Source organism: Caballeronia sp. LZ008, from assembly GCF_031451435.1.
Lineage (GTDB): Bacteria > Pseudomonadota > Gammaproteobacteria > Burkholderiales > Burkholderiaceae > Caballeronia > Caballeronia zhejiangensis.
In genome coordinates this window covers 249,022-268,270 of record NZ_JARUXK010000001.1, presented here as the reverse complement: position 1 = coordinate 268,270, position 19,249 = coordinate 249,022, and the positions used below count along the sequence as shown (strand labels likewise).

Annotated in this window: 15 protein-coding genes; 6 read left to right on the top strand and 9 right to left on the bottom strand. The window is 63.1% G+C overall.

What is annotated here, in order from left to right:
- Window positions 1–19 precede the first annotated feature (19 nt).
- The gene (locus QCE49_RS01325) at window positions 20–4,114 is read right to left on the bottom strand and encodes an FAD/FMN-binding oxidoreductase (protein WP_250456611.1); all 4,095 of its coding nucleotides are present in this window, start codon (window positions 4,112–4,114) and stop codon (window positions 20–22) included.
- Between the two features lie 494 nt (window positions 4,115–4,608).
- Here QCE49_RS01325 and ilvA point away from each other — a divergent pair, with 494 nt between their 5' ends.
- The 3 genes from ilvA to queF are packed head-to-tail and all read left to right on the top strand — an operon-like array spanning window position 4,609 to window position 7,871.
- Window positions 4,609–6,132: a threonine ammonia-lyase, biosynthetic gene (gene ilvA, locus QCE49_RS01320; RefSeq protein ID WP_008351636.1), complete on the top strand. Its 1,524-nt coding sequence runs from the start codon at window positions 4,609–4,611 to the stop codon at window positions 6,130–6,132.
- 6 nt (window positions 6,133–6,138) lie between these two features.
- Window positions 6,139–7,050 (top strand): 5'-nucleotidase, encoded by a 912-nt coding sequence (locus QCE49_RS01315; RefSeq protein ID WP_008351638.1) that lies wholly within the window; start codon window positions 6,139–6,141, stop codon window positions 7,048–7,050.
- Window positions 7,047–7,871, top strand: coding sequence for an NADPH-dependent 7-cyano-7-deazaguanine reductase QueF (gene queF / locus QCE49_RS01310; protein WP_008351640.1), 825 nt, complete (start codon window positions 7,047–7,049; stop codon window positions 7,869–7,871). Before QCE49_RS01315 ends, queF begins: the two co-directional genes overlap by 4 nt.
- 56 nt (window positions 7,872–7,927) lie before the next feature.
- On the opposite strand, the gene QCE49_RS01305 is transcribed toward queF, so the two are convergent.
- The 3 genes from QCE49_RS01305 to QCE49_RS01295 are packed head-to-tail and all read right to left on the bottom strand — an operon-like array spanning window position 7,928 to window position 10,717.
- Complete coding sequence (locus QCE49_RS01305) at window positions 7,928–8,308, bottom strand: RidA family protein (protein WP_008351642.1); 381 nt, start codon at window positions 8,306–8,308, stop codon at window positions 7,928–7,930.
- A gap of 34 nt (window positions 8,309–8,342) precedes the next feature.
- The gene (locus QCE49_RS01300) at window positions 8,343–9,827 is read right to left on the bottom strand and encodes an amidohydrolase family protein (protein WP_034470570.1); all 1,485 of its coding nucleotides are present in this window, start codon (window positions 9,825–9,827) and stop codon (window positions 8,343–8,345) included.
- Between the two features lie 2 nt (window positions 9,828–9,829).
- Window positions 9,830–10,717 carry a MurR/RpiR family transcriptional regulator gene (locus QCE49_RS01295; protein WP_008351646.1) on the bottom strand — a complete coding sequence of 296 codons (888 nt, stop codon included), beginning with the start codon at window positions 10,715–10,717 and terminating at the stop codon, window positions 9,830–9,832.
- 134 nt (window positions 10,718–10,851) lie between these two features.
- On the opposite strand from QCE49_RS01295, the gene QCE49_RS01290 reads away from it, so the two are divergent.
- Entirely contained in the window at window positions 10,852–12,126 is a 1,275-nt protein-coding gene (locus QCE49_RS01290) for an amino acid deaminase (RefSeq protein WP_008351648.1), read from the top strand.
- On the opposite strand, the gene QCE49_RS01285 is transcribed toward QCE49_RS01290, so the two are convergent.
- Together QCE49_RS01285 and QCE49_RS01280 are read right to left on the bottom strand one after the other, a co-directional pair.
- Complete coding sequence (locus QCE49_RS01285; RefSeq protein ID WP_008351651.1) at window positions 12,123–12,593, bottom strand: MarR family winged helix-turn-helix transcriptional regulator; 471 nt, start codon at window positions 12,591–12,593, stop codon at window positions 12,123–12,125. The genes QCE49_RS01290 and QCE49_RS01285 overlap by 4 nt on opposite strands.
- 12 nt (window positions 12,594–12,605) lie before the next feature.
- Complete coding sequence (locus tag QCE49_RS01280) at window positions 12,606–14,201, bottom strand: MFS transporter (protein ID WP_250456612.1); 1,596 nt, start codon at window positions 14,199–14,201, stop codon at window positions 12,606–12,608.
- Window positions 14,202–14,306: 105 nt separating this feature from the next.
- Here QCE49_RS01280 and QCE49_RS01275 point away from each other — a divergent pair, with 105 nt between their 5' ends.
- A complete protein-coding gene (locus QCE49_RS01275; RefSeq protein ID WP_008351653.1) occupies window positions 14,307–15,155 on the top strand; it encodes an EcsC family protein in 849 nt (282 codons plus the stop codon).
- On the opposite strand, the gene QCE49_RS01270 is transcribed toward QCE49_RS01275, so the two are convergent.
- The 3 genes from QCE49_RS01270 to QCE49_RS01260 form a co-directional block, all read right to left on the bottom strand.
- Window positions 15,125–16,069, bottom strand: a complete 945-nt coding sequence (locus QCE49_RS01270; protein WP_250456613.1) for an alpha/beta hydrolase — start codon at window positions 16,067–16,069, stop codon at window positions 15,125–15,127. The genes QCE49_RS01275 and QCE49_RS01270 overlap by 31 nt on opposite strands.
- A 12-nt stretch (window positions 16,070–16,081) precedes the next feature.
- Window positions 16,082–16,528 (bottom strand): CHRD domain-containing protein, encoded by a 447-nt coding sequence (locus tag QCE49_RS01265; RefSeq protein WP_008351655.1) that lies wholly within the window; start codon window positions 16,526–16,528, stop codon window positions 16,082–16,084.
- A gap of 180 nt (window positions 16,529–16,708) precedes the next feature.
- Entirely contained in the window at window positions 16,709–17,872 is a 1,164-nt protein-coding gene (locus QCE49_RS01260; protein ID WP_175979781.1) for a porin, read from the bottom strand.
- A gap of 440 nt (window positions 17,873–18,312) precedes the next feature.
- Between QCE49_RS01260 and QCE49_RS01255 the strand changes: the two genes are divergently transcribed.
- A complete protein-coding gene (locus tag QCE49_RS01255; RefSeq protein WP_250456614.1) occupies window positions 18,313–19,248 on the top strand; it encodes a LysR family transcriptional regulator in 936 nt (311 codons plus the stop codon).
- Window position 19,249: the final 1 nt, after the last annotated feature.

The following is a 19,249-nucleotide window of genomic DNA, read 5'->3' as shown; positions in this document are numbered from 1 at the left end:
TCAAACCTCGATTTCGCTATTACACCAGCACGCGCTCGATACCGCCATTGTTCGCGCGTTCGACGTACTGTTCCATCCAGTTTTCGCCGAGCACCTTGCGCGCCATTTCCACGACGATATAGTCCGCCTCGACGTTGGCGTCCTCGTTGTAGCGCGACAGACCTTGCAGGCACGACGGACAGCTCGTCAGGATTTTCACGTCCGTGCCGTTGGTCTGCGCGCCATCGCCTGCGGAGAGCACCGAACCGGGCGCCGCGCCGGCCGAGCCCGCAGACGCGTTCATCGGATTGATCGCGTTCGAGCCCGCTTCCGCGACGAGCGGAATGCCGCGCAACTTGGCCGCGCCCTTGCGAATCTCTTCTTCCTTGCGGAAGCGCACTTGCGTCGAGATGTCCGGACGCGTGACCGCGAGCGTGCCCGATTCGCCGCAGCATCGATCGCTCTTCTCGATCTTGTAGCCGTCGTTCTGCGAACCCATCAGATCGTTGACGAGCTTGACCGGGTCCATCGTCTTGATCGGCGAGTGACACGGATCGTGATACATGTAGCGCGTGCCGGTCACGCCGTCGAGCTTCATGTTCTTCTCGAGCAGGAACTCGTGAATGTCGATGATCCGGCAGCCCGGGAAGATCTTCTCGAATTCATAGCCCGCGAGCTGGTCGTAGCACGTTCCGCACGACACGACCACGGTCTTGATATCGAGATAGTTCAGCGTATTCGCGACGCGATGGAACAGCACGCGATTGTCGGTGACGATCTTCTCGGCCTTGTCGTACTGGCCGGAACCGCGCTGCGGATAGCCGCAGCACAGATAGCCCGGCGGCAGCACGGTCTGAACGCCCGCTTCCCACAACATCGCTTGCGTCGCGAGCCCGACTTGCGAGAAGAGACGTTCCGAGCCGCAGCCGGGGAAATAGAACACGGCTTCCGAATCGACGGTGGTCGTCTGCGGATTGCGGATGATCGGAACGATCTTGTTGTCCTCGATATCCAGCAGCGCGCGCGCCGTCTTCTTCGGCAAATTGCCCGGCATCTTCTTGTTGACGAAGTGGATCACCTGCGTCACGACCGGCGGCTTGCCGACCGTCGCGGGCGGCTGCGCCGTCTGCTTCTTGACGATCTTCTTCAGCACATCGTTGCCGAAACGCTGCGCCTTGTAGCCGAAGTCCATCATCACGTTGCGCGCGAGATTGATGGTCTGCGGATTCGTCGCGTTCAGGAAGAACATGCCCGCCGCGTTGCCCGCGTTGAACTTCTTCTTGCCCATCTTGCGCAGCAGATTGCGCATGTTCATCGACACGTCGCCGAAATCGATCTTCACCGGACACGGCGTCACGCACTTGTGACAGACCGTGCAGTGATCGGCGACGTCGTTGAACTCGTCCCAGTGCTTGATCGACACGCCGCGGCGCGTCTGCTCTTCGTACAGAAACGCTTCGACGAGCAGCGACGTCGCGAGAATCTTGTTGCGCGGGCTGTAGAGCAGGTTCGCGCGCGGCACGTGCGTCGCGCAGACCGGCTTGCACTTGCCGCAGCGCAGGCAGTCCTTGATCGACTCGGAAATCGCGCCGATATCCGACTGCTGCATGATGATCGACTCGTAGCCCATCAGCCCGAACGACGGCGTGTAGGCGTTGCGCAGATCGGCGCCGTCGAACAGCTTGCCCTTGTTGAAGCGGCCATGCGGATCGACGCGCTGCTTGTACGCGCGGAAATCGCCGATTTCGTCTTCGGTCAGGAATTCCAGCTTCGTGATGCCGATGCCGTGCTCGCCCGAGATCACGCCGTCGAGCGAACGCGCGAGCTTCATGATGCGCGCGACCGCGTGATGCGCGTCCTGCAGCATCGCGTAGTTGTCGGAGTTGACGGGAATGTTCGTGTGCACGTTGCCATCGCCCGCATGCATGTGCAGCGCGACGAAGACGCGCCCGCGCAGCACTTGCTTGTGGATGGCCTGCGCTTCGTCGAGGATCGGCTTGAACTCGCCGCCGTTGAAGATCTTGCGCAGTTCCGCGCGGATTTCCTGCTTCCACGACACGCGCACCGTACGGTCCTGCGCGACATGGAACACGTTGGCGTCAGGCTGAATGTCGACGCGATCCGCGAACTTTTCCGCGAGCGCTTCGTAGCCCAGATTGACGAGATAGTGCTGCGCCTCGCGCAAGGACATGTCGAGCTTGTCGCCGACGAACGTCCAGCGCTCACGCACGCGCTTCAGCAGATCGAGCGCCTGCTGCACGCGGTCTTCGAGCAGTTCGGCGCTCGGAATTTCGTTCGCGTCGTCGGACTTGCCGAGCGGCAGCTTGCCGTTGCGGAAGAACGCTTCGAGCGCGTCGACGAGTTGCAGCTTGTTCTTCAGCGACAACTCGATGTTGATGCGCTCGATGCCGTCCGTGTACTCGCCCATGCGATTGAGCGGAATCACGACGTCTTCGTTGATCTTGAACGCGTTCGTGTGCTTCGCGATGGCGGCCGTGCGCGAGCGGTCGAGCCAGAAACGCTTGCGCGCCTCGGCGTTCACCGCGACGAAGCCTTCGCCGCTCTTGCCGTTCGCCATGCGCACGACTTCCGATGTGGCGGCGGCGACGGCATCGGCGTCATTGCCGACGATATCGCCGATCAGCACCATCTTCGGAAACGCGTTGCGCTTGCTCTTGGTCGCGTAGCCGACCGCGCGCAGATAGCGTTCGTCGAGATGTTCGAGGCCGGCGAGGATCGCGCCGCCCTGCTTCGACGTCTCGAACAGATAGTCCTTGATTTCGACGATGCTCGGAATCGCATCGCGCGCCTGGCCGAAGAATTCGAGGCAGACGGTGCGCGTATGCGCGGGCATCTTGTGCAAAATCCAGCGCGCGGACGTAATGAGACCGTCGCAGCCTTCCTTCTGCACGCCGGGCAGCCCGGCGAGGAATTTATCGGTGACGTCCTTGCCGAGCCCTTCCTTGCGGAACGTGCGCCCGGCGATGTCGAGGCTTTCGGTGCGCAGCAGCTTCTCGCCCGGCGGACGATTGCCGTCGAACCAGTCGAGCCGGAAACGCGCCACTTCGACGTCGTGAATCTTGCCGCAGTTGTGATCGAGACGCGTGACTTCGAGCCAGTTGCCTTCCGGATCGACCATGCGCCACCACGCGAGGTTGTCGAGTGCCGTGCCCCACAACACCGCCTTCTTGCCGCCCGCGTTCATCGCGACATTGCCGCCGACGCACGACGCATCGAGCGAAGTCGGATCGACGGCGAACACGAAGCCCGCCTGCTCCGCCGCTTCGGTGACGCGCCGCGTGACCACGCCCGCGCCGGAGAAAATCGTCGCGACCTTGTGATCGACGCCCGGCAGATCCGTCATTTCGACGGGACCGAGCTGTTCCAGCTTTTCCGTGTTGATGACCGCCGAAAACGGCGTGAGCGGAATCGCGCCGCCGGTGTAGCCGGTGCCGCCGCCGCGCGGAATAACGGTAAGCCCGAGTTCGAAGCACGCCTTGATGAGTCCGGCGATTTCGGCTTCGGTGTCCGGCGTCAGCACGACGAACGGGTATTCGACGCGCCAGTCGGTCGCATCGGTGACGTGCGCGACGCGCGACAGGCCGTCGAACTTGATGTTGTCCTTCTGCGTTTCCTTGCCCAGAACACGCGACGCGCGGCGGCGCAAGTCGGCCATGCGGCCGAACTCGGCGGCGAAATCATCGACGGCGCGGCGCGCGGCGGCGACCAGCAACTGCACGCGCTCGGCGCGTTCGCGGCTGCCGGCTTCGTCGCTATGCGCGGTGAGATCGGCGCTGCGGCGCTTTTCGATTTCGGCGAGACGGTGATTCAGCGCTTCGACGAGCAGCGCCCGGCGTTTCGGATTGTCGAGCAGGTCATCCTGCAGATACGGATTGCGCCGCACGACCCAGATGTCGCCGAGCACTTCGTACAGCATGCGCGCCGAACGGCCGGTGCGGCGCTCGTTGCGCAGTTCGTCGAGCACGGCCCAGGCTTCGTCGCCGAGGAGCCGCATGACGATTTCACGATCGGAAAACGACGTGTAGTTATAGGGAATTTCGCGGAGACGCGGCTCGATATCGAGCGCCAAGGCGGCATGGGCGCCGTTCGGATCGAAGGCTTGAGGTGCGTTCATGTTCGACGGTTCGGTGTGCCGGCGCTCGCGCTAGAAAAGCGGAAATGCCGGCGATGCGCGTGGGGGCGCAAATTTTCGAATGAAACTTCTCTTGGCGAAGGCCGCCGGGCTCGTCACAGCGCCTTCGGTGTGCCCTGGATCAACGCCACGATCGCGCGTGGCGCGCATGCCTTTCCGCCGCGGGATGCGACTCGCGGGAAACATGCGCCAGAAAATCGATCCGAAGCTGCCGGTGCATCTGCCGATCCTGATTGCTGATTCGTAAAAGGAAATTCTAACCCATCGGGCAAACGCGCGTTTGCGGGCGCTAGCAGCGAGAAGGGGCTTTTGCGTGCGGATTCGCGACGCGTTCATGTCATTTTCGACGCTTTTTTACACGACCGTCCGGACGGTCGAAGCACACGGCGCGCCCGGAACGCGCGCGGATGGCGCTATCATTGATGCTTTCGCTCTCAAAAACCTGCGCGCATCGCGGCCGCCTGACGATTTCTCGCATGACACATCCCGACTACCTGAAAAAAGTGCTGACCGCGCGCGTGTACGACGTCGCGCGTGAAAGCGAGCTCGAACCCGCGCGCAACCTGTCCGCGCGCCTGCGCAACTCCGTGTTCCTCAAGCGCGAGGACAATCAGCCGGTTTTCTCGTTCAAGATTCGGGGCGCCTATAACAAGATGGCGCAGCTCCCGGCAGATGTGCTCGCACGCGGCGTGATTACGGCGTCGGCGGGCAACCACGCGCAGGGCGTGGCGCTGTCGGCGGCGCGGCTCGGCTGCCGCGCGGTGATCGCCGTGCCGACGACGACGCCTCAAGTGAAGATCGACGCGATTCGCGCGCACGGCGGACCGACGGTCGAAATCGTGCTCGCGGGCGAGTCGTACAGCGACGCCTACGCGCGCGCCGTGCAGCTTCAGGAAGAGCGCGGCCTGACCTTCGTGCATCCGTTCGACGATCCGGACGTGATCGCCGGACAAGGCACGGTGGCGATGGAAATCCTGCGCCAGCATCAGGGTCCGATCCACGCGATCTTCTGCCCGATCGGCGGCGGCGGGCTGGCTGCGGGCGTCGCGGCGTACATCAAGGCGGTGCGCCCGGAGATCAAGGTGATCGGCGTGCAGACCGAGGATTCCTGCGCGATGGCGCAGTCGATCAAGGCGGGCGAGCGCGTGACGCTCTCCGAAGTCGGCCTGTTTTCGGACGGCACGGCGGTGAAGCTCGTCGGCGAGGAAACGTTCCGGCTGTGCAACGAGTTGCTCGATGAAGTCATCACCGTCGATACCGATGCCCTTTGCGCCGCGATCAAGGATGTCTTCCAGGACACGCGGAGCGTGCTCGAACCCGCCGGCTCGCTCGCGGTCGCGGGCGCGAAGCTGTACGCGGAGCGCGAGGGCATCGAGGGCAAGACGCTCATCGCGGTGACGTCGGGCGCGAACATGAACTTCGACCGCATGCGCTTCGTCGCGGAGCGCGCGGAAGTCGGCGAGGCGCGCGAGGCCGTGTTCGCCGTGACGATTCCCGAAGAGCGCGGCAGCTTCCGGCGCTTCTGCGAGCTCGTCGGCACACGCAGCGTGACCGAGTTCAATTACCGCATCGCCGATGAAAGAGCCGCGCATATCTTCGTCGGCGTGCAGATCAAGTCGCGCAAGGAAACCGCGCAGATGATGTCGTCGTTCATCGAGCATGGTTTCGCGACCGTCGACCTTTCGCACGATGAGCTCTCGAAGCAGCACATTCGCTACATGGTCGGCGGACATTCGCCGCTCGCGCGCGACGAACGTCTGTTGCGCTTCGAGTTTCCGGAACGTCCGGGCGCGCTGATGAAGTTCCTTTCGTCGATGGCGCCCGACTGGAACATCAGCCTGTTCCATTACCGGAATCAGGGCGCGGATTACAGCTCGATTCTCGTCGGCATTCAGGTGCCGCAGTCGGACAACGCGGAGTTCGAGCGCTTCCTCGCGACGCTCGGCTATCCGTGGTGGGACGAAGGCGCGAATCCGGTCTACAAGCTGTTTCTGGCGTAAATCGAAATGCCGAAGTTCACGCTCGAAGACAAGCTCGTCGTCGCGATTTCGTCGCGCGCGCTGTTCGATTTCGAGGAAGAGAACCGCGTCTTCGAGACCGGCGATCTCGCGCAATACGAAGCGCTGCAACGCTCGCGGCTCGACACGCCCGCGAAACCCGGCGTCGCGTTCGGGCTGATCCGCAAGCTGCTCGCGCTGAACGCGGATGAACAGCGCGTCGAAGTGGTGATCCTGTCGCGCAGCGATCCGATCAGCGGGCTGCGCGCGTTTCATTCGTGCCGCGAACACGGACTTGCGATCGAGCGCGGCGTGTTCACGCGCGGCCGTTCGCCGTTTGCGTATCTGAAACCGTTGCGGGCGTCGCTGTTTCTATCGGCGAATCCGGACGATGTGCGCGACGCGCTCGCCGCCGGCTTTCCCGCCGCGCGCGTGCTGCCGGAAACGCCGCGCGCCGCGAGCCGTTACGCGGACGAAATCCGCATCGCGTTCGATGGCGACGCCGTGCTCTTTTCCGACGAAGCCGAGCGCGTGTTTCAAAGCGATGGTTTGCATGCGTTCGTCGGGCATGAATTGGACAAACGCGAGTCGCCGCTGCCGGACGGTCCGCTTAAGCCGCTGCTCGCCGCGCTCAACAAATTGCAGCGCATCGCCGACGATCACGACGATCAGCCGATGCACATCCGCACGGCGCTCGTCACCGCGCGGTCCGCGCCGGCGCACGAGCGCGCGATCCGCACGCTGATGGCGTGGAACATCGAAATCGACGAAGCGATGTTTCTCGGCGGACTCGACAAGGGCGAATTCCTGCGCGAATTCGAGCCCGACTTTTTCTTCGACGATCAAATTCGCCACTGCGAATCGGCTCGCGTCGTCACCGCGACGGGGCACGTTCTCAGCGGCATAGCGAACGCATCATGACACCCGATCAATCTCCGCTCGGCAAGCCCGTCCATTACACCGAACAGTACGATGCGTCGCTGCTGTTTCCGATCGACCGCAAGCGCGCGCGCGATGCGATCGCCGTGCCCGCGCGTCTGCCGTTCTTCGGCACGGATATCTGGAACGCGTATGAGTTGTCGTGGCTGAACAAGCGCGGCAAGCCGCAGATCGCGGTCGCGACGTTCTTCGTGCCGGCGGATTCGCCGAACATCGTGGAATCGAAGTCGTTCAAGCTGTATCTCGGCTCGTTCGCGCAGACGCAATTCGATTCGATCGACGACGTGCGCGCGGCAATCAAGCGCGATGTGTCCGCCGTCTGCGGCGCGACGGTTTCGGTGCAACTCGCCGCGCCGGCCGATTTCGGCAAGCTCACGATGGAAGAGTTCGATGGTTTGTCGCTCGACCGGCTCGATCTCGATTGCGATGTTTTCTCGCCGGATCCTTCGTTATTGAAGGCCGCGCACGATGAAGCGCCCGTCGACGAGACGTTGTTTTCGAACCTGTTGAAATCGAATTGCCCGGTTACGGGACAGCCGGACTGGGGCAGCGTGCAGATCCGCTATTACGGCGGGCAGATCGATCACGCGGGATTGCTGCGGTATATCGTGTCTTACCGCGAACATACGGGGTTTCATGAGCAATGCGTCGAGCGCATCTTCATGGACATCATGCGGGAGTGCAAACCGGAACGGCTCGCGGTGTATGCGCGTTATACGAGGCGCGGCGGGCTGGATATCAATCCGTTCAGAACGAATTTCAACTTGCCGATGCCGGATAATGCGCGGCTGGCGCGGCAGTGAATAACGACGCGGCTCTGCTTCACAGGAATCAGAGCCGCGATCGCATGTTCGCCTTCTTACGCCTTCTTATAAGCCACGCAATCCACCTCGACCTTGCAGTCGATCACCATCGACGACACCACGCAAGCCCGCGCCGGCGGATTCGCGCCGAAGTACTCCTTGAACACCTTGTTGAACGACGCGAAATCGCGCGGATCGTCCAGCCACACGCCGCAGCGCACGACGTGCTCGGTGCCGTAACCCGCCTCCTTCAGAATCGCGATGACGTTCTGAATCGCCTTGTGCGATTGCTCGACGATGCCGCCGTTGATCACTTCGCCATCTTCCATCGGCGTCTGGCCCGACACGAACAGCCAGCCATCGGCCTCGACCGCGCGTGCGAACGGCATATGCGCGCCGCCTTGTCCCTTGCCACCTTCCACGCCATAACGCTTCATCTTTCAGACTCCTTTTCCTGACTCGAACCAGTGCTCAAAACGCGCCGGCCGCATCCAGCTTGGATGCCGAACCGCGCGCCACGAAACGTCCCGCTCGCGCGCCGGTCACGGCCTGCTCGCGATACGTCAAAACGCCATTCACCCACACCGCGTCGATGCCGTCCGCCGCCTGCTGCGGATTCGCGAACGTCGCCGAATCGATCACGCGCTCCGGATCGAACACGACCAGATCCGCGTGATAGCCGACCTTCACTTCGCCGCGCTCCGCGATGCTGAAACGCCGCGCCGACAGGCTCGTCATCTTGCGCACGGCTTCTTCGAGCGTCAGCACGCCTTCGTCGCGCGCATAGTGGCCGAGCACGCGCGGAAACGCGCCCCACAAACGCGGATGCGGCAGCGGATCGTTCGGCAAGCCGTCCGAACCGACCATCGTCGCGGGATGCGAAAGAATGCGCCGCACGTCGTCTTCCGACATGTTGTGATACACCGCTCCCGCCGGCTGCAAGCGCTTCGCCGCTTCCTGCTGCGTCACCTTCCATTCGTCGGCGACTTCGCGGATCAGCTTGCCGGCCATCTCCGGATGCGGCGTCGACCAGGTGATCGTGATGTCGATATCGCCCGTCACCTGCTTCAAGTCCAGCGTCGATGAACTGCGGTTATACGGATAACAATCGCATCCGACCGGCTGCCCGTCGCGCGTCGCTTCGATCGACTTGAGCACTTCCGCGCTGCGTCCCCAGTTCGACGGCCCCGCGCACTTCAGATGCGAAATCACCACCGGCACGCGTGCATGACGCCCGACGCGATACGCCTCGTCCATCGCGTCGAGAATGGCGTCGAACTCGGTTCGCATGTGCGTCGTGTAGAGCGCGCCCGCTTTCGCGAGCGGCTCGGCGAGCGCCTGCACTTCCTCGGGCGGCGCGCTGAACGCCGAGCCATACGCCAATCCGCTCGACAATCCGAGCGCGCCATTACCCAGCGCTTCTTCGAGCTGCGCGCGCATCGCGGCGACTTCATCGGCGGACGCGCCGCGATCCAGCCGGTCCATATGATTGTTGCGCAGCGCCGTATGGCCGATGAGCGCGCCGACATTCACCGTCGGGCGCGCGGCATTCACGGCATCGACGTAAGACGCGAAAGTCGGGTACGCGAACGCGGCGGCGTCACCGAGCAGGTTCATCGGATCGGGAGGATCGCCCTTCAGCGTCACCGGCGACGCGCTGATCCCGCAATTGCCGACGATCACCGTCGTCACGCCCTGCGTGATCTTCGGCATCATCTGCGGCGAGCGGATCACGTGCGTGTCGTCGTGCGTGTGGACGTCGATGAAACCGGGCGCGAGCACTTTGCCTTGCGCGTCGAACACGTCGTCGGCGGTCCAGTCCGCGAGACCGCCCGGCGCCTCGATCGCAACGATGCGTCCGTCGCGCACGGCGACATCGCGTTCGACGGCGGGCGCGCCCGTGCCGTCGATCACGCGCGCGCCGACGATCAGCGTGTCGGCCTTCAACGATTCCATGATCAGTCTCCCAAGGGTTGACGCTCGCCGCCGCCGCGATGCGAATCGAGCGCGTGCTTCATGCGCCGCAACAGTTCGCGGCTGTGATCGGCCTGCTTGACGGCCAGTTCGGTGACGAGCAAATCGAGCGCCATCATCATCGCGTAACGCGACGACGAGGGCTTGTAGATGAAATCCGTTTCGATCGCGATGACCGGAATCAGCCAGTCCGCGAGCGCGCCGAGCGGCGATGCGGGCGCGGTCAGCGCGATCACGCGCGCGCCGTACTGCTTCGCCAGCGCGCAGCTTTCGACGATCTCGGGCGTCTGCCCCGTCACCGAAAGCGCGACGACCACATGTTCCTTCGATAACGTCGACGCCACCATGCGCTGCAACAGCCCGTCCTGATACGACGCGACCGGCCGCCCGAGCCGCACGAGGCGAAAGCGCATTTCGTCGGCGAGCGCCGTGGAGCCGCCGCCCATGCCGAACACGTAGATCATCGACGCGGCCGCGAGCGCATCCGCGGCTTCGGCGATCGGCGCGGCGGCGAGCGCGCCCTGATTCTGCGCGAGCGTCGCCTGCACTTCCTCGAAGATGCGCGCGGCGAGCGAATCGGGCACGGCGTCCGCGTCGCGCCGGAAGAAACGCTGTCCGACGCCCGCCGCCTGCGCGAGCCGCAGCTTCAGTTCGCGCACGTCCTCGCAACCGACGGCTTTCGCGAAACGCGTCACCGTCGCGACGCTGACCTCGGCCTTGTCCGCCAGCGCGCCGATGCTCGCGCGCGACGCGCTCACGATGTCGTCGAGAATCAGCGCGGCGACCTTGCGCTCGGCCCCGCGCAACTCGGGCGCCCGCTCCGCGATGCGTGCGACGATGTCGAAACTGAGCGTGTCGGCGTGGCCGTTCATGGTTTACGATGAGCCCGTGTTACTAAATAACATTTCCTTCCCGGATGCTACTTTGGTTAACATGGCACCGTCAACCTTGACGCACATCGCACTGCGCGCGGGGTTTATTTAAACGGACGATGGAGTGGCAGCACATGAAAGTTACAAACTATCAGAACGCGACGATCGACCCGTTCGGCAAGGGCCTCGGCATGGTGCCCGGCACGGGCATCCAATTGAACGACGCGTCGCGCCTGCAATGGAATCTGCTCGAAGAGGACGTGAGCCTGCCCGCCGCCGTCCTCTATTCGGATCGCATCGAACACAATCTGAAGTGGATGCAGGATTTTGTCGGCGAATACGGTGTGAAGCTCGCGCCGCACGGCAAGACGACGATGGCGCCGCAACTTTTCCGCCGTCAGCTCGACACCGGCGCGTGGGGCATTACGCTCGCAACCGCGCATCAGGTGCGCGCGGCGTATCGCGGCGGCGTGCATCGCGTCCTGATGGCGAATCAGCTCGTCGGCAAACGCAACATGGGCATGATCGCCGAATTGCTCACGGACGCGAGTTTCGAGTTCTTCTGTCTCGTCGATTCAGCCGATGGCGTCGATCAGCTCGGCGAATTTTTCAGCTCGGTGCGCAAGAAGCTGAACGTGCTGATCGAACTCGGGGTGCCGGGCGGACGCACCGGCGTGCGCGATGACGCGCAGCGCGATGCCGTCCTCGCCGCGATCGCGCGCTGGAACGGCACGATCGAACTCGCGGGCATCGAGTTGTATGAAGGCGTGCTGCAGGACGAAACCAAGGTGCGCGAGTTTCTGAAGAGCGCGGTCGATGTCACGCGCAAGCTGATCGGCGAAGGCAAGATCGCGCGCAAGCCGGCGATTCTGTCGGGCGCGGGATCGGCGTGGTACGACGTCGTCGCCGACGAGTTCGCGAAGGCCAACAGCGATGCGATCGAGGTCGTGCTGCGGCCGGGCTGCTATCTGACGCACGACGTCGGCATCTACAAGAAAGCGCAGAACGAGATTTTCGCGCGCAATCCTATCGCGAAGAAGATGGGCCAAGGTCTGAAGCCGGCGCTGCAACTATGGGCGTACGTGCAGTCGATTCCGGAACCGGACCGCGCGATCATCGGTCTGGGCAAGCGCGATTCCGCGTTCGATGCGGGCATGCCGGAGCCGGCGAAGCATTATCGTCCGGGCAACGAAGCGCCGCGTGACGTATCGCCCGACGAAGGCTGGGAGATTTTCGGCCTGATGGATCAGCACGCGTACTTGCGCATCAAGCCGGGCGACGACGTGAAAGTCGGCGACATGATCGCGTTCGATATCTCGCATCCGTGCCTGACGTTCGACAAGTGGCGTCAGATTCTGGTCGTCGACCCGAAGTATCGCGTCACCGAAGTGATCGAAACGTTCTTCTAAGCCTTTTCTTCTAGCGCGGCCGCCGATGCGGCATTCGCGGCCGCCACTTCCTGAAGGCGTCCCTCGAACATGTGCAGCGCGCTCGACAAGGCCTCGATGGCCTCGTCGGGCAGCGAAGCCATCGTGTCGTGAAGGAACGCATTGCGTCGCGGCAAACCATCTTCCGCGATGGCGCGTCCTTGCGCCGTCAGCGCGACATTCGACACGCGATTGTCGCGTGCATCGACGCTGCGCACGATCCAGCCGAGTCCTTCCAGCGTCTTTAGCTGACGCGTCAGCGCGCCCGGGTCCACTTTCAGATGCTCGACGAGCCGCTTCTGCGACAGCACGCCCGCGTGCTCGTGCAACGCGAGCAGAATGCGCCAGCGTGGCATCGGCTGGCCGACGGCCGTCTCGAACGCCGACATGAACGCGCGATATGTGCGCCCGAATTGCTGCACCACGGCGATACGGTCCTGTTCATTCATGCTCTTTCTCTATCATTCGGCGAGGATGACCGGCTCTTGCGGCCCTTTCAGTCGCACCGGCGGAACGCGGCGCGACTGCCACAACGACACCACCGCGATCACCGCCGCGAGCGCGAGACCAATGTGGATCGCGGCGACGAGCGCTTCGCGCGCGGCTTCGAGCAGCATCGCGCCGTTATGCCCCGCCGCGCTCAGTTGCGCAAGCAGCGTCTCCTGACCTTCGCGATTGATGAGGATTTGCGGATCGGAGAGATCAGCGGCCCAATGCATCGCGTGATCTTTTTCCAGCGCGAGATTCACGCCGCTCGCATAGAGATGCGCGACGAGCGTGCCGGTGAGCGCGGTGCCGATCATCCCGCCGATCATGCGCAGCGACTGCAAAAGCGCCGTCGCGATGCCCAGATGCGCGCGGCCCGCGGTCTGTTGCGCGAACACGGTGAGATTCGGCATGACGAAGCCAAGGCCGAGTCCGCCGAGCAGCATGACGACGAGCAGCAGCGAACGCGGCATGTTGTGCGTCGCGACGACGGTGCCGAGACACGACACCGCGAGCAGCGCGAAACCGACGTACAGCATCAGATTGGCGTTCTTCAGGCGCGTGACGATGCGCCCGTTCACGATGCTGCCGATCGTGATGAACACGACGAGCGGCGTAATCATCATGCCCGCGTCCCTCGGCGACATGCCGAAGCCGCCCTGGAACAGCAGCGGCGCATAGAAGAGCAGCGAGAACATCGTGAAACCGCCGAGAATCGCGAGCGTGAAGAGCGCGGCGAGCGCCTTGTTGCGAAACATGTCGATGGGCAGGATCGCGTAATCGCAGCGCATTTCCCACTTCCACAGCGCGAAGCCGGCGGCGACGCTCATCGCGAGCAGCGCGACGGATTCCGCGCCGAAGCCGTGTTTCGGCAGCATTTCGACGAACAATTGCAGCGCGCCGAGCGCCACCGCGATCAGCGCGGCGCCCGGCCAGTCGAGGCGCATCTTGCCTTCATGCGCGACGTGCCGCAGATGCGGCAGGAAGCGCCACACGAAAAAGAGCGACACGATGCCCACCGGCAGATTGACGTAGAAGACCGAACGCCAGCCGTAATACTGCGTGAGGAAGCCGCCGAGCGACGGCCCGACCGCGTTCGCGATGCCGAACGCGGAACTCATCAGCACTTGCCAGCGCAGGCGCACGACGTTATCGGGGAAAAGATCGGCGATGCACGCGAACGCCGTGCCGACGAGCATCCCGCCGCCGATGCCTTGCAAGCCGCGCGCGAGCACGAGGAACATCATGCTGTTGGCGAGCCCGCACAGCACGGAGGCGACGGTGAACACGACGATCGACGCGATCACGAACGGCTTGCGGCCGTAGTAATCGCCGAGGCGTCCGAAAATTGGCACGGTGATGACGGAAGTCAGAAGATACGACGTGGCGACCCACGCGTAGAGATCGAAGCCTTTAAGCTCCGCGACGATCGTCGGCAGCGCGGTGCCGACCACAGTCTGATCGAGCGCGACGAGCATCGTGACGAACGAAACGCCCAGCATCGCCATGAGGGATTCGCGAAAAGGCAGCACCTGCCCGCTGGAATGATGCGCGGCTGTATGAACGGCCATCTTTGTAAGCGCAATGATTGACTAGTCAACGGAAATGGAATCATAGCACGGGCGCGCACTCTAATTCTGCATGTCAACTTACCTTTTCCCGGATAGAACCCTCGCATGGAACCGACGCCGATCATCACCTCGCCGCTTACGACCGAAGATTTCGCGGCCCTTGCCCGCGCGAAGGAATTGCTGGAAAGCCCGTCGCTGACGATGAAGCTGGCGAGTGTCGTCGGCGCGCCCATCGAAAAGCTGATGGGCCGCTTGCCGGCCGCCGCGCAGGAAAAAGTCGACGACGCGACGCAGCTCGCGCTGAAGAAATGCCTTCAGGTCGCGCTGCGCACGCTCGGCAAGAGCGCGCCCTCCGATTCGCTACTCGCGCCGCCGCCCGACAAGCCGCACAACCTGATGCACAAACTCGCCGTCGCGACGACCGGCGCGGCGGGCGGCGCATTCGGACTGTTCGCGTTGCCTGTCGAGTTGCCCGTTACGACGACGCTGATGTTCCGCTCGATCTGCGATATCGCGCGCAGCGAAGGCGAGGACGTGCATCGAGTCGAGGCGCAATTGCAATGCATGATGGTGCTCGGAATGGGCGGCACCAAAACCGACGACGACAACGCCGATCTCGGCTATTTCATCGTGCGCGGCGCGCTTGCGCAGTCGGTCTCGCGCGCGACAAACGAGATCGCTGCCAAGGGTCTGAGCAGTCACGGATCGACGGCGCTGCTCAAGTTCCTGCAGACGGTCGCATCGCGGTTTTCGGTGCAGGTCAGCGAGCAGGTCGCGGCGAAGTCGATTCCGGCGATCGGCGCGGTGCTCGGCGCGATGGTCAACACCGTGTTCATCGACCATTTCCAGCAGATGGCGCATGGGCACTTCACCGTGCGCAGGCTCGAGCGTCGATACGGCGCGTCGGCGGTCGAGCGCGCGTATCAGACGATCGAGGTCATGGGCGGGCGATGAGGATTCGTCGCCGCCGCCGTCGATTCGATGAATGCGGCGGCGTGCGCGAGCGCCTCGCGCGCCTCGGGCATGAACGGCGCCCAGATCTGGAAGATGTGCGGCACGCCGCGCCAGATTTCCATTTCGACGCGCACGCCCGCCGCGCGCGCTTTGGCTGCGACGCGGGTGGCGTCGTCGAGGAGCAATTCCGTATCGCCGGCCTGGACGAAGAGCGGCGGCAAGCCTTCGTAATCCCCGAAAACGGGCGACGCGTAAGGATTGCGCGCGTCCGCCGCGCCGAGATATTGCTCGGCAACTTTGGGAAACGCCGACGCGTGATACATCGGGTCGCGGCCGTCGTTGGTTCGCATCGACTGGCCGCTGGACGTCAGATCCGTCCACGGTGAAAACAGCACGGCTGCGGCCGGAAGCGGATCGCCTGCGTCGCGCAGCGAGAGAAGCGTCGCGAGCGCGAGGCCGCCGCCCGCGGAATCGCCCGCGATGACGATCGATTGCGCCGGCACCCCGTTTTCGAGCAACCGACGATAGGCCGCGACGCTATCGTCGAGCGCCGCTGGAAAGCGATGTTCCGGCGCAAGACGATAATCAAGCGAGAAAACGCTGGCATTCGCGCGGGTCGCCAATCCGAACGTAATCGCTCGATGACTGCGGGGCGAGCAAAAGTAATAACCGCCGCCGTGCAGATAAAGAATCGTTGCGCGCGGCGTTGTCGGCGGGATGAGCCATTGGCCGCGCAGCGGTGCATCGCCGATTGTCTCGCGGATGTCGAGCCGCCATCCTTTCGGCACGCGCGGCGACCAGAGCCGGCGCGACGCGTAGTCGCGCGCGAGTTCGACGTCGAGCGTGGGATGCGCGCTGTGCGGACGCACGCGTTTCGCTACGACCCAGCACGCGAAGGCGCTTTGCCAACTCATCGTCGCCGAGCGTCAATCGGCAGGCACCACCTGACCGCGTATCTCGCCGGTCGGGTTCTCCTGCGTGTGAATATTGAAATACCACTGACCCGCCATGAGATCGGTGACTTGCGGGTCCGTCAGCGTCGCTTGTCCTTTCATCGGGCTCGCGAGCGCTTTCTTGTCGACGGGCACTTGCACCTTCGCGTTCTGCCCGACCGGCGCGGGGCCGTGGAAATGCGCCATCGTCACCGGACCCGATAGCTCCGCATAAGTCGCGGTCCAAGTCAGCACTTTGGTGTCGGTGTCGAAAGTGGCGTCGAGGATGCCGTGGCCTTTGCTCACGCGCGGCGGAACTTCGCTCGAAGGCTGGAGGTTCGCTTTTAGCGCGACGGAGTCGGCGTGAGCGGGGCTCGCGGCGAGCGTCGCGAGCAGCAGAATGGGTATCCAGCGGACATGTGGTCGGCATGTCGAGATCATCATTGCTCTCCTGGTCGCGGTCAGTGCGCGTTTTGCTGGTAGGACCGCATCGCCATGGTAGATCAATTCAAATGCGTGACGCATTTCTCTTCGGTGAAAGCGGGCGCGCCAATGCGAAAAGGGCGCCTCGCGGCGCCCTTCTCTAGCTAGCTACAACAGCTTGGTACTGCTCAAACCGCTTTAGAAGCGGTGACGGATACCCGTCGTCAGGAGAACCTGACGGCTGCTCGAGGAAGCGTCGCCTGCGCCGCTGATAGCAGCGCGCGGGTACACGCCGTCTCCACCGCCGCTCGCGATCTGCACAACGCCTTCAGCATAGATGTCGGTGCGCTTGGACAATGCATAGTCCGTCTGCAAACCGAACTGGTGACGGCGAACGCGCCTGGACTCCTCCAGCGGATCTTCGGTCTTGGCGTACGTGAAGGTGTAAGCCGCACCAACCGACAGTGCCGGGCTAAGTGCGTAGCGGCCGTTGATTTCGTAGTTATTGGTAATCGACGAAGAATCAAGCGCGGCGTTGCTATTGTTGTCGAGGCGGATCTGCGTCCAAACCAGACCGAACGTCATAGCACCGGTCGTGAAACTACCGCCCGCACCGAACGTACGCACGCGTGCTGTGTCTTGATCGGCCGGAGTGAACAGCGTTACCGGAACCTCCGTGATCGCGCCGACGTTGTTCGAGTTGTAACCGTTCGCTTGCGTGTATGCCGCGCCGAACTTGAACGGACCATTCGCATAGCCCGCACCGAGGCTGTATGCACGGTTTGCGGCGAAGCTGCCCGCGGTGTTCGAGAAGCCGTATGCGCCAGCGAACGACAGGCCGGAATAGTTCGCACTCACGAACTTGATGGAGTTGTTAATGCGGAAAGCGTTACCGTCCAGATTGTCCAGATCGCCCGGGTGCGCGAAGTACGTGCCGCCCCACGAACCGGTCGCGCTCAACGGGCCGAGATAGTCAGCAACAGCGTCGTTCTGACGACCGAGCGTCAGAGTACCCGCTTGCGCCATCGACAGACCGACGTAAGCCTGACGGCCGAACTGGCGACCATCGCTGGTGCCGTTCGCGATGTTGAAACCGTTTTCCAACGTGAAGACGGCTTTCATGCCACCGCCGAGGTCTTCAGCGCCGCGCAAGCCCCAACGGCTGTTCTGCAGATTGCCGCTGGTCACGCCCCACGCGCTTGCCTTTTCGTAGCCTGCGCCGAACGGAGCTTGCACGTTGTTGACGTACGTCAGGCCCGCATCGACCAGACCATACAGCGTGACGCTGCTTTGCGCGCTTGCAGCAGTTGCGAACGAACCGGCCAGAGCGGCAACGGCCGTTACGATCAGAGTCTTTTTCATGTGTATTCCTTTGAGTCTTGAGACTCGATGGGTTGCTTCAGGCCAAACGCCTGTCGAGTTCGGACTCCCGTCTTCGCTCGTCTTGTTCAGCACCGATATTCGGCACGGCAAAGTTTATTGCCCGCTATTTTTGAGAAACCGCCAAAGGAATCACAAAAACCTTTTCGAATAATTCGAAAAGTTCAATTTCGGGATGGGTTAACGCTTAGGCCGCATGGACTTACGCGTCATCCGATTAGCGCCGTGCGAACGCGCCTATGGACACGAGTTGCGTTCATGCCACAGTGGTCGCATTGAGACATTCGTCTCCGATCAGAACACTCCGATTCCCCAGCATGTCATCGCGCTCTAACATCGCGCACGCGAGGCCGCGCTTTAGCCGCCGGCATTTATCGGCATACTCGAAGCGTTCGAAATGCGCTTCTCACATCGATCGCTCAATGAATCAACTCCAGGCGATGCGCGTCTTCCTGAAAGTGGCGGAAACCGAATCGTTCGGCCGTGCCGCCAACGCGCTCGATCTATCCAACGCCGTGATAACGCGCTACGTCTCGTTGCTCGAGGCGCATCTCAACACGCGCTTGCTGAACCGCACGACGCGCAGCGTGTCGCTAACCGAGGCCGGTCGCGCCTATGCGGACGGCTGCCGTGCAGTGATCGAACAGATCGAGACGATCGAAGCATCAGTGGGGAACAGTTCGGTCGACTCTTCGGGCACGCTCAAGCTCGTCGCGTCGGCATCATTCTCATTGCTCGGACTCACGCCAATGCTGCGCGGATTCCGCGAGCGATACCCGAACGTGAAGTTGCGCCTGACGCTGCTGCATCGTCCGGTCGATCTCGTCGCGGAGGGCTTCGACGTCGGCATCGTCGTGCCGCATCTCGTGAACAGCGGCATGCTGATCAACCGCCCGTTGGTGAGAGTCGCGGCGGTGCTCGTCGCCGCACCGGCTTATCTGGCGCAACGCCGCGCGCCCGTCGGGCCGGCATCGCTGGCGTCACATGAGTTTCTCGCGCCGTCTTCGGATATCCATGGATCGACGTGGTCCTTCATCGGACCGTCGGGAGAGACGGAAAGCGTCGAACTCGATCCGGCATACAGCGTGAACAGTTCGCACATGCTGCGGCAGGCGGCGCTTTCCGGAATGGGAATCGCGGTGCTCCCGGAGAGCTACGTGGCGCAGGATATCGAGGTGGGTTCGCTCGTGCGACTGCTGCCCGGCCATACGCTCAAGGACGCTGACAAGGAAGTGTCTATCGTCTACCCGGGACGCCGGCACGTTTCGGCCAAGACACGCGCGTTCGTCGATTTCGCGCTCGCCTATTTCCGCGATGGCGAACTCGCCGATGCGAGTCCCTGCACACCTACGGAATAAG

Excerpts from the sequence above, each read along its gene's own strand:
- QCE49_RS01325 (WP_250456611.1), bottom strand. The coding sequence starts at position 4,114 with ATGAACGCACCTCAAGCCTTCGATCCGAACGGCGCCCATGCCGCCTTG.
- ilvA (WP_008351636.1), top strand. The coding sequence starts at position 4,609 with ATGACACATCCCGACTACCTGAAAAAAGTGCTGACCGCGCGCGTGTAC.
- QCE49_RS01315 (WP_008351638.1), top strand. The coding sequence starts at position 6,139 with ATGCCGAAGTTCACGCTCGAAGACAAGCTCGTCGTCGCGATTTCGTCG.
- queF (WP_008351640.1), top strand. The coding sequence starts at position 7,047 with ATGACACCCGATCAATCTCCGCTCGGCAAGCCCGTCCATTACACCGAA.
- QCE49_RS01305 (WP_008351642.1), bottom strand. The coding sequence starts at position 8,308 with ATGAAGCGTTATGGCGTGGAAGGTGGCAAGGGACAAGGCGGCGCGCAT.
- QCE49_RS01300 (WP_034470570.1), bottom strand. The coding sequence starts at position 9,827 with ATGGAATCGTTGAAGGCCGACACGCTGATCGTCGGCGCGCGCGTGATC.
- QCE49_RS01295 (WP_008351646.1), bottom strand. The coding sequence starts at position 10,717 with ATGAACGGCCACGCCGACACGCTCAGTTTCGACATCGTCGCACGCATC.
- QCE49_RS01290 (WP_008351648.1), top strand. The coding sequence starts at position 10,852 with ATGAAAGTTACAAACTATCAGAACGCGACGATCGACCCGTTCGGCAAG.
- QCE49_RS01285 (WP_008351651.1), bottom strand. The coding sequence starts at position 12,593 with ATGAATGAACAGGACCGTATCGCCGTGGTGCAGCAATTCGGGCGCACA.
- QCE49_RS01280 (WP_250456612.1), bottom strand. The coding sequence starts at position 14,201 with ATGGCCGTTCATACAGCCGCGCATCATTCCAGCGGGCAGGTGCTGCCT.
- QCE49_RS01275 (WP_008351653.1), top strand. The coding sequence starts at position 14,307 with ATGGAACCGACGCCGATCATCACCTCGCCGCTTACGACCGAAGATTTC.
- QCE49_RS01270 (WP_250456613.1), bottom strand. The coding sequence starts at position 16,069 with ATGAGTTGGCAAAGCGCCTTCGCGTGCTGGGTCGTAGCGAAACGCGTG.
- QCE49_RS01265 (WP_008351655.1), bottom strand. The coding sequence starts at position 16,528 with ATGATCTCGACATGCCGACCACATGTCCGCTGGATACCCATTCTGCTG.
- QCE49_RS01260 (WP_175979781.1), bottom strand. The coding sequence starts at position 17,872 with ATGAAAAAGACTCTGATCGTAACGGCCGTTGCCGCTCTGGCCGGTTCG.
- QCE49_RS01255 (WP_250456614.1), top strand. The coding sequence starts at position 18,313 with ATGAATCAACTCCAGGCGATGCGCGTCTTCCTGAAAGTGGCGGAAACC.